We start from the raw sequence: 3,266 nt of genomic DNA on the forward strand, positions 1-3,266 counted from the left end.
GTACCTCACCCCACTCGAAACCCGAGCCAGACTGCAGCACGACTTCACCCCCGCAGCGTAAGCACCCGCTGTCCAGTTCCAAGGGGGAACTTCAACTGCCCAGACACGGCGGGCGAATCTGGCCCCAGAATCAGCTCGGCGCTCCAACGCCCGGTAGCCGACTCGGACTCGTGCTCGCCCTCGTGCAGCTCGTCATCGCCTGCTCCCGGTCTCCCGCGCAGGCCGGTCGCCGAAGGCGTCGTGTCACTGGCCTGGCCGGTGCCCCTGCATGCGGCTTCCGAGCAGTCGCAGCGATCCCCCGGGGAGTCACCGCCGGGCTTCACACCTCTGAGTTCGGAGCGGACACGAGCCGGACTGGGCTTGTCAGACAGCGGGGGTGGGCGGCTGCGGCGCTGTTGTGGGAGGTCAGAAGCCGGTGGTGCCCAATTCTCCCCTGGTGTCCCGCCCCGTGCCTGCCCACTTCTGGGCACCTCGGCCCCGGCTGTCTGCTGGGCGCCTTCAGAGGGACCACCGCCCGTGTGCGGCGGCCGCGGCCGGCAGGCCGCAGTCCGGATGGCCACGATCGCCTGCAGCCAGCTGTCGACATGCTGTGAGTCACCTCACGTTCCAGCGGAAGGCCTCGCTGACTATGGTGCGTGGAAACAGCTACTCATGAATGATCATTCTGCAATTCCAAATCACCGCCAGGTGAATTCATATCGAATACATTGACCCACAATAGATATTTGCAAACCATTCAGGAGCCACATCCAGAATTCAGCCGAAACTACGTTATGCATGGTCAGGATGCCTGCGAGTCAGGGAACTTACCCTCGCGGACACACCTTGAAATGGAGACGGTGAAGTCCGATTTCCCAACCGCCTCGCGAATGACCGGACGTTGCAGACGACGTCCAGCCGTAGATCTGCGGGCCTCGGCAGTGCTGATTCAGCCTCCGCCCCGGCCCCGCAGGAGATCACCGGCCCTGTCGGGGCCTCGAGCCGCAGGTCCCTCTGCGGCCGGACCACGCCAGGCACCGGCTCCGTTGGCAAGGAGAGCCCACATGAGCACCGAAAACCGCGGCACCGGCCCCGAACTGCCCGCGCACCCCCGCCGGACACCAGAGCGGCGCACGTACGTTCTCGACACCAGCGTGCTCCTGGCAGACCCCCTAGCCATGACGCGCTTCGAGGAGCACGAGGTCGTCCTCCCGGTGGTGGTGGTCACCGAGCTGGAGGCCAAGCGGCACCACCCGGAGCTCGGCTACTTCGCCCGCCAGGCGCTGCGCCTGCTGGACGACTTCCGGATCCGCCACGGCCGGCTCGACGAGCCGATCCCGGTCGGGGAGCTCGGCGGGAGCATCCGGGTCGAGCTGAACCACTCCGATCCGTCGATACTGCCGGCCGGCTACCGGGCGGGCGGCGGCGAGGCCGACACCCGCATCCTGGCCCTCGCCCGCAACCTGCAGGCCGAGGGGTACGACGTCACCGTCGTCTCCAAGGACCTGCCGCTGCGGATCAAGGCCAGTTCGGTCGGTCTGCTCGCCGAGGAGTACCGGGCCGAGCTGGCGATCACGTCCGGCTGGACGGGCATGACCGAGCTGCAGGTCTCCGGCGACCAGGTGGACTCCCTCTTCGGGGCCGGTCACGACGCCGCGGTGGACATCGAGGGCGCGGGCGAACTCCCGGTGCACACCGGCCTGGTGCTGACCTCCGAGCGCGGGCGCGCCCTCGGCCGGGTCACCCACGACGGCCGGGTCCGGCTGGTCCGCGGCGACCGCGAGGCGTTCGGACTGCGCGGCCGCAGCGCCGAGCAGCGGGTGGCGCTGGACCTCCTGCTCGACCAGGAGGTCGGCATCGTCTCGATGGGCGGCCGGGCCGGCACCGGCAAGTCCGCGCTCGCGCTCTGCGCGGGCCTGGAGGCGGTGCTGGAGCGTCAGCAGCACCGGAAGGTGATGGTCTTCCGGCCGCTGTACGCCGTCGGCGGGCAGGAGCTCGGCTATCTGCCCGGCTCCGAGTCGGAGAAGATGAGCCCCTGGGCCCAGGCGGTCTTCGACACGCTCTCCGCCGTCACCACCCCGGACGTGATCGAGGAGGTGATCGCGCGGGGGATGCTGGAGGTGCTGCCGCTGACCCACATCCGCGGGCGCTCCCTGCACGACGCCTTCGTGATCGTGGACGAGGCCCAGTCGCTGGAGCGCAACGTGCTGCTGACGGTGCTCTCCCGGATCGGCCAGGGCTCCCGGGTGGTGCTCACCCACGACGTCGCCCAGCGCGACAACCTGAGGGTGGGCCGCTACGACGGCGTGGTCGCCGTGGTGGAGAAGCTCAAGGGGCACCCGCTGTTCGCCCACATCACGCTGACCCGCTCCGAGCGCTCCCCCATCGCGGCACTGGTCACCAAGCTGCTCGAGAACCCCGAGATCTGACCGCAAGCCCACTCCCCCACTGCCGCGCCCCCGGGCGACGGCAGAGTCCGCCACCTCACGGCGCACTGCACCGCCCGATCGCCCTCACCGCTGCCGCAGCGCGGTTCCACAGCCCGAATTCGTCTCCTGCCGGCACCACTGACCCGACTCCGTACATCCCCGCATCCGCTAGGCCAGCCCACAACCCCCTTCGCAGGAGGTGAGAACCGTGACAGTGGACCGCGACACGCACACCCAAAGCGCCGGCACCCCACCCACCCCGTCCAGAGTTCCCAAGCAACGCATCACCGAGCTCCAGACCAAGCTCGCTAAGGCCACCGCCCATAACCAAAAGCTCGCCTCCACCCTCCGAGAGGCCCGCGACCAGATCGTGGCCCTCAAGGAGGAGGTGGACCGGCTCGCCCAGCCCCCCGCCGGATTCGGCGCCTTCCTCAATCGCAACGAGGACGGCACCGCCGACATCTTCACCGGCGGACGCAAACTCCGCGTGAACGTCAGCCCTAGCATCGACCTGGACGACCTGCGTCGCGGCCAGGAGGTGATGCTCAACGAGGCGCTCAACATCGTCGACGCGATGGCCTTCGAGAGCATCGGCGACATCGTCACCCTCAAGGAGGTCCTCGAGGACGGCGAGCGCGCCCTGGTCACCGGCCACACCGACGAGGAGCGGGTGGTCCGGCTCGCCGAGCCGCTGCACGGCCTCACGCTGCGCCCCGGTGACGCCCTGCTGCTGGAGCCCCGCTCCGGCTACGTGTACGAGGTCGTGCCGAAGTCCGAGGTCGAGGAGCTGGTCCTCGAAGAGGTCCCGGACATCGACTACCGGCAGATCGGCGGCCTGGGCAACCAGATCGAGCAGAT

The 3,266-nt window shown here is 68.9% G+C and carries 1 protein-coding gene and 1 pseudogene; both read left to right on the plus strand.

All coding sequences use genetic code 11. The features are described 5' to 3' along the window. The first annotated feature begins 1,043 nt into the window (after nt 1-1,043). Complete coding sequence (locus ACIOFR_RS41930) at nt 1,044-2,408, plus strand: PhoH family protein (protein WP_401006051.1); 1,365 nt, start codon at nt 1,044-1,046, stop codon at nt 2,406-2,408. A gap of 280 nt (nt 2,409-2,688) precedes the next feature. Then, nucleotides 2,689-3,266: pseudogene (locus ACIOFR_RS41935) on the plus strand (proteasome ATPase); the annotation flags it as partial.

It is taken from the genome of Kitasatospora sp. NPDC088346, from assembly GCF_044740765.1.
In the GTDB taxonomy this organism is placed as follows: Bacteria; Actinomycetota; Actinomycetes; order Streptomycetales; family Streptomycetaceae; genus Kitasatospora.